This is a genomic window from Novipirellula herctigrandis (assembly GCA_007859835.1).
In the GTDB taxonomy this organism is placed as follows: Bacteria; Planctomycetota; Planctomycetia; order Pirellulales; family Pirellulaceae; genus Novipirellula_A; species Novipirellula_A herctigrandis.
This window is the reverse complement of record SJPJ01000001.1, coordinates 8,368,541-8,375,271: the sequence shown is the minus strand read 5'-3', so window position 1 is coordinate 8,375,271 and position 6,731 is coordinate 8,368,541. Positions and strand designations below refer to the sequence as shown.

At 53.1% G+C, this 6,731-nt stretch carries 6 protein-coding genes; 4 read left to right on the top strand and 2 right to left on the bottom strand.

The features are described 5' to 3' along the window. Nucleotides 1–488: 488 nt before the first annotated feature. Complete coding sequence (locus CA13_RS30260) at nt 489–848, bottom strand: ISAs1 family transposase (protein ID WP_146403027.1); 360 nt, start codon at nt 846–848, stop codon at nt 489–491. A 281-nt stretch (nt 849–1,129) separates the two neighbouring features. Then, nucleotides 1,130–2,035 (bottom strand): tyrosine-protein phosphatase, encoded by a 906-nt coding sequence (locus CA13_RS30255; protein WP_146403024.1) that lies wholly within the window; start codon nt 2,033–2,035, stop codon nt 1,130–1,132. A gap of 449 nt (nt 2,036–2,484) precedes the next feature. Between CA13_RS30255 and CA13_RS30250 the strand changes: the two genes are divergently transcribed. The 4 genes from CA13_RS30250 (at nt 2,485) to CA13_RS30235 (ending at nt 6,714) form a co-directional block, all read left to right on the top strand. After that, complete coding sequence (locus CA13_RS30250) at nt 2,485–4,227, top strand: sulfatase-like hydrolase/transferase (RefSeq protein ID WP_146403022.1); 1,743 nt, start codon at nt 2,485–2,487, stop codon at nt 4,225–4,227. A gap of 306 nt (nt 4,228–4,533) precedes the next feature. Next, nucleotides 4,534–5,697: an ABC transporter substrate-binding protein gene (locus CA13_RS30245; RefSeq protein WP_146403017.1), complete on the top strand. Its 1,164-nt coding sequence runs from the start codon at nt 4,534–4,536 to the stop codon at nt 5,695–5,697. Nucleotides 5,698–5,804: 107 nt separating this feature from the next. Further along, nucleotides 5,805–5,954, top strand: coding sequence for a hypothetical protein (locus CA13_RS30240; RefSeq protein ID WP_419195027.1), 150 nt, complete (start codon nt 5,805–5,807; stop codon nt 5,952–5,954). 43 nt (nt 5,955–5,997) lie between these two features. Next, the gene (locus CA13_RS30235; RefSeq protein WP_146403015.1) at nt 5,998–6,714 is read left to right on the top strand and encodes a carbonic anhydrase; all 717 of its coding nucleotides are present in this window, start codon (nt 5,998–6,000) and stop codon (nt 6,712–6,714) included. Nucleotides 6,715–6,731: the final 17 nt, after the last annotated feature.

The following is a 6,731-nucleotide window of genomic DNA, read 5'->3' as shown; positions in this document are numbered from 1 at the left end:
CTGATGTGTGTGGTCAGGGCAATTCAGTTGTTCAATCTACACAAGATTTCGAGCACTTTCTTCGGGCGGGTCGCGAAGTTTCTAAGGGCAGATGCGATTGCATTATAACCCGATCGGCGAAGCAGAGTTAAACTTGCATTACGAAGGGTAGCCTAATTTTCCGGCTCATGACCTTTGCAAGTGCGACAGTTGTCTTCACCGATCGTTACATCGCGGACCCAGTTCAACTCCAGTGCAACTGGTTTTCGGTACTCCAATGACCACGCCCCAGATCCAAAAGGGCCTTCGCATTGGGCCGCTCTAAGCCAATGCTTGTGATGGCATGTGACACATCCGTTGTTCTTTTTTCTGCCAATGACTCGCGTTCGTTTATTTCGAATCGCCTGAGCAAATCCAGGCCACTGGAGATAGCCAGCCAGACGAGAGCTGACTTGAAGATGCCAGATCTCTCTATTCGCCCGTGCCCGTTATCGACTTCCCGCTCTTCGTCAAGCTGCTGTTGGCGAAGGCGTTCGCTGTGGGTGGGAAGGGCCGGTGTTAAATTCCGACGCGATCATCTTATTCAACTCCCGCTGGTTGTCTTTCACAGTGACCGGATAGTCGCCACCAGAGTCAATCACTGGCTGGCAAAGGCTGCGTGGGCAGAACATCGCATCGCCGGTGATCACCGTCCCTTTGAGTAGCAATGAATTCGTCAGCAGCATTGTCGTTTTATGTTCATAGGTTTTGGGTGACATTTTTAGTTGAGCAAGCACTCCGCCAGTGGCATGCTCAAACGCACTGAGTAAATGAATACTCTGCGCGTGCCCCTGGAGCGTCTTGCAAAGTGTTTTCCGATCGATGGCCACATCGCTAAGCTCTTCGTCTGACTAGTCCAAAAGATACTTGGTTCACTGCCGAATCGCTTTCCCGAAGGTCTTTGCTGGTAACTGAACCAACAAATTTCGATAGCAGTTCGCTGTGGGAGGCGTACGACCGAAACCGACCACGTGCCAGAAGCTTGATTCTTGATTGCGAATCCACTGAGCCTGGCTTCACAGCCGGTTGTTCCAGTGAGGAGTCCACAAATGGTCGCCGCCAGCATCGCTCTTCGGCAAGACCAGCGCGGGCGTTCATTGGCGACCGACGTTCACTCAAGCAGAGTCTCCCGCAGTCGGTCGATATCCGCCTGCGTAAGTCCCAATCCATTGATCACAAAATCCTCGACGGATTCATAGTTCTCCATCACCTCGTCCCGTGCTGCATCAAGATAGGAACCGCGGAGCTCGTAGAACGCTTTGAAATTAGTCATGTCGACTTCGTCGGGGGCGATACCTCGATTCTCAGCGGCTTGCTTGCGAAACTGCTCCAGCCGCAACTTGACCTCCTCTTCGCGGTACACATTGGAAAGCAAGTAATCATCGCGAATCGTGTCCCAAGGCACACCAAGTGTTGCCAGCAGAATTGCGGCGGCGGTCCCAGTGCGATGAACACCGTGCGAACAGTGGAAAACTAAAGGACGATTCTCGGGATCCGCTGCGCGACGCAAAAAATCCGCGTATTGCCTTCGAGAGGTCTCTTCACTGACAAGTAAACGGTGAATCTCCGCATTCAGTTCCGGTGGCACTTTGGAGAAATCCGCGTGCTTTCGCGCCTCAACGATCGTTATTGCGAGATCTCCGAAGTCGCTTTCAATCGGGTTACTTACCGGTTGAACACCCGAAGGTAGACGATCTTCGCCGTGAAATTCGATCTCTTTCGCTGTCAGGAAGTTGACAACCGTCTTCAGTTTCAGGTCCGCCAGCCGCTGAACATCTTTGTCGGTCAGCTTGGGTAGCTCACCGCTGCGGAAGATCTGCTTCCATTTTACCGAACGTCCATCCTTCGTCTCGTAGCCACCTAGGTCACGAAAGTTGGATTGACCTTCTAGTGGGCAGTGTCGAGATTGAGCCGACGCATTCTCGCCGAGAGAGATCAGAGCGATGAAGCCCACGAAAACCAATAGAACGCCGAACGTCGTCAAGAGGCCAGAAAGTTGTTCGCAAAAAGCCTTCATTGTTGAAGCTCCGTTGGTTTTGAAGAGGGACTGGCGTCGTGCAGATCAATCGTCATTAAAACGTGTGCTGGCAATTAGTCAAGTTAACACCTTTGCCCCTACAGGTAAAAACACCAGTGGTGAATGAATCATCATTGCTCGATATTCGCGACGCCAACTTCGCGACGCCAACGTTCCGCGAATCAGCAACGGATGATCTTTACAGGTTGCTGGGTCTCGCAGCGTTTCAGACTTCTCACTTTCCTTTGATTCAAGTTAGATGTTTTGCGGTTTTTTGATGTTTTGGTCTGCGGAGGGCGCTACAATCACGGGCCTAATCTCATAGGTGCCTCGCGTGAGTTTTGTGACGCGTAAGCTGGATTCTCATCATGTCGATTTGATCCTGTTGTTGTCCTGTGCCACGCCGAACTAATCTCACAACAACCTCACTCGCAACAAGGAATCTCCAGATGTCTGTATTTGATCGCACAATTCGCTTGTCTCTGATGACGCTGCTGGGCGTTTTCTCCAGCTTCGCGTTCGCTGATTCGGGAGGTGGCCAAATCGTCCATGACGCCGAATACTACGTTTTAGAAGCTCAAAACGGCGAACGCTGGAACGCCGAAGACGAAGGCCTGCAACAGCGTTTGGCGGAGCTGCGTGAGAAGTTCAAGACGCCTCCCAATATCGTGCACATCATGTGGGACGACACTGCGTTTGGCGACATTGGAATTCCGGCAATTCAGAAGGTTCGTGGGTTCGAGACCCCGAGTTTGAATCAGATGGCGCGGGAAGGAATCATGTTCACCCGGTTTTACACCGAGGTCGGCTGTACCCCCAGTCGCGCAGCCTGCATGACAGGGCGGCACCCGGTGCGAAACAGCATGTACAACATCGGCATGCTCCGAGAATCACACGGGTTGAGAAGCACCGAAGTTACCATCGCCGAGGTTCTATCTGACGTTGGATATTCAACTGCATTTCATGGAAAATGGCACCTCGGTGACATCGAGGAAAGCTACGCAAACAATCAGGGTTTCGATGAGGCTTTCTTCACTGGCTACAACCAGATTCTCTCTCTTTGGACGCGTCAGGGTGAGCAAGCGAATGCCACCATCGGCCTGTACGAGGACATGCTTCCGTCCGACCCATACAAGCTGGATGACACGTTCGTGACCAAAGCTTGGATCCTTGCTTTGGAGGGTAAAAAAGGTGAGGCACCACGAGAGTGGGAAGACAATAGTTACGAGACCTACATGAAAATGGATGCCGAGGCTCAGAAACGGACTCTCGAATTCATCGAGCGCAACGCAAAGGCCGGTAAGCCGTTCTATGTTGCGAATTGGCCCAACATGGCATCCTTCATGCCCACGCTCGACAAGGTTTCACAAGGACGAAGCCTTTTGCAGGACGGCTTGCAGGGGAACGTTGACCCGTTTGTTGGACGCGTGATGGCGAAACTCAAAGAGCTTGGGATCGCTGAGAACACTCTATTGGTCTGCAACGCCGACAACGGTCCAATGGCGCACAATCCTCCTCCGGGCTGTGGATTCACTGAAACGATCTTCCGAGGCGGGAAAGGCGATTTCCTGGAGGGCGGTGTGCGCGTGCCCGCACAAGCTTGGTGGCCAGGCACAATCGACAAAGGGCAAGTCGTCGGAGATATCATTCACGAGGTTGATCTGTTCACCACCTTTGCAAGTCTTGCAGGTGCCTTGGATGACGTTCCGGATGACCGCGTCATCGATGGTGTGAATCAGACTTCTTTGTTGCTCAATGGCGATGCACATAGCCGTCGAGACTATGTCTTCATTTACGCCGGACCGAATCTTGGGGCAACCGTGAAGGGAAATTACAAGCGACATTGGATCTCGCCAGATCCCATCGGCGAAGCCAGTGGAATCCCCGCGGGCTTCTATTTCCTGCCTTCGGATACTCGGGAAAAGACGCCGATGCTCGTCAATCTGATCCATCTAAAGAGCCCATTCAATCGGATGCGTCTGCGGCACGATCTGTGGAAGAAAAAGTATCCCGATTTGCCTGAGCGCCATGGGATTCCGTGGCAAGGGATTCAGAACGCCTCCCCTGAGATTCAAGCTTTGGCGAAGCCATCAGTTGACGTCTCTAAGCTGCCGTTTGATCCGTTGGAGTACATCGAGCACCTCGATGAGCTTCCCTTCGACCCAAGCCTGGATTTCGACTTGGGCGAATAGGTTCGGCTTCCGCTTTTCGTGAGATTCCCACCGCACCGGACGGCTGCGGTGGGATTCTCTTTTTGAGGACGGGCAAACTAAGCAATGGCGGCTCGTACGAGTCGAGGCATCAGCAGAGTGATCGAACACTCGGCGTTCGGCTTCCCCTCCACGTCTGGCGAGCGCTTCACCCCTGGCATCACGTCGCAAATCGCCGAGGGCGGAGTCCTACGCCGCTCGGCACACATGGAAATAACATCACGACAGCTTGACGGACCAACGCTAGGTTCGTCGTCGCCAACCACCTGAATTCAGGATTATCACAACATGGCCACATTCAACCGTCGAGACTTTTGTAAGGCAGCGTCGATTGGAGCGGTCGCTGCCAGCGGCACCGTCGCAGGTGCGGAGGATGGGAAGCCATCCGCAAACACTGCGGATGATCCCGGCGTCAAGAAACGAACCGGACCGTTCGGCGAAGGCTTGCCGATCACGATGGCAGGATACGCGTACAATCGCGTTCGCGCCATCATCGAAGGATCCGTCAAGATCAAAGGTTGTGCCCATCAGTTTGAGGTGTCTGGCATCGGGCCGATGAACACCCACGCATTCTTTGGTCCTCAAACCCGCGCGGTGACCGAGCTCGGATTGATTCCGTACATCCTGGCGTACGCGAATGATAATTTCCGGGATTACCTCCTTCTGCCCATTCCCGCGCTCCGTCTGTTTCGACACCAGAGCATTTTTGTTCGTACCGATCGCGGGATCAAAACACCGGCGGATCTGCGGGGCAAGACCGTCGCAACGGTTGGCTATTCGTCGTCTGGCCTGACCCACGTCCGAGGAATTTTGCAGGAGGAATATGGGGTCAGCCCGAAAGACATTCACTGGGTTTCCACCCAAAAGGACTCCGCCAAAAACTTGTCGGGAGGTGTGTCGAAATATGAAAAGATTCGCCCTGATGGATTACCGATCGTCGATGCCGATCCCGAGGAAGACGAATCCACCTTGCTGATCAAGGGCAAGGTCGATGCGATCCTGCACCCGGCAGAACCCAAAGTGTTCCAGGACCGGAACCCGATCGTGGCAAGGCTGTTTACCGACCATCGCAGCGTCGAGAAAGCGTTCTACAAACGAACTGGAATGTTTCCCATCATGCATTCCGTTGCCATCAAGCGAGAAGTGGCGGAGCAGAACCCGTGGCTTGCAAAAGCGGTATTTGAAGCCTACTCCAAAGCAAAGCAACTGGACTATGAGTACTCGCAGAGTCTTGGTTGGGTGATGGATTCGCTGCCCTGGTACGGCCAAGAATTTGAAGAGACACGTGAACTGATGGGAGAGAACTTCTATCCCTATGGACTTCAGGCGAGCGCGTCGTCTTACGAGACTGCCATTCGCTATGTGTATGATCAAGGGCTTTCGAAACGCAAAGCTTCGCTCGAAGAAATGTTCGAGCAGTCCACGATTGATCTCGAAGAGACGATCGGCTGAAATTCGACGGCGGGAGGGCCCCTCGACTTCATCCGCAGAAAAGCCAAGACTCGCGTGAGATGCATGGAATGATAATACAGTTTCTTTGGACTTGGGGTCCGTTCGTCATGATGAAGAAACGGAATGACGCGATGAACACAAAGTATCCCTTCACGCCAACGCGTCACGGATTGCCCTTCGAAAGCATTGAGAACCTTCGACCCGAGAGCAAGAAGTACCAAGAGGCGGTTCGCAAGACCATGGCCGTCGGCAAGTGAGCTCCGGGGGGCTTCGATTCAATCACCTGTTAAAAAGATCCCTATGACCAGACAACAAATGACTCGACGAGAATTGATGGTCGCTGCAGGCGGACTTGGGTTCACTGGCGTCCCCGGTGCACTGAACCCGAGCCATGCTAGTGATCTCGGGAGTGCATTATCGATTAAGGCTGCCATCGCTCGGCTAAAATTAGGCAATGAACGTTTTGTGAATGGAGAACCGAGGCACTTTCGGTCTGCAAAACGATGGCGGGATCATTTAGTTGAAGGGCAAAATCCGTTTGCCGTCGTCCTGGGGTGTGCCGACTCGCGAGTCCCCATCGAACTGGTCTTTGATCAGGGGTTTGGAGATCTTTTTGTTATCCGAAACGCCGGCAACGTCGTGATGGACGATGTCGCTGGTAGCATCGAATACGCGGTAAAGCACCTCCATACCAAGTTGGTAGTTGTGATGGGCCATGAGGGCTGCGGTGCGGTGACGGCCGCATTCAAAAATCGCAAAGAACGGAGAACTGAACCGCCAGAACTTCAAACCGTGTTGAAGCTAATCGAACCTGCCATCGCGCATCTGAACCCAAATGAACACGATGCGATTGCTAAAGGAGTCGAGGCGAACGTCCTCTGGTCGGTAAAAAATATGGTTCGATTACAAAAGGAACGGAATCGTGCTGCAGACTTTTCCATTGTTGGAGCTGTCTACGAGCTTCAATCTGGCCGAGTCCGCTTCCTTGACCCATCGCCAGAAGTACCTGTCAGGTAGTTCCTAAGTACGAAGTG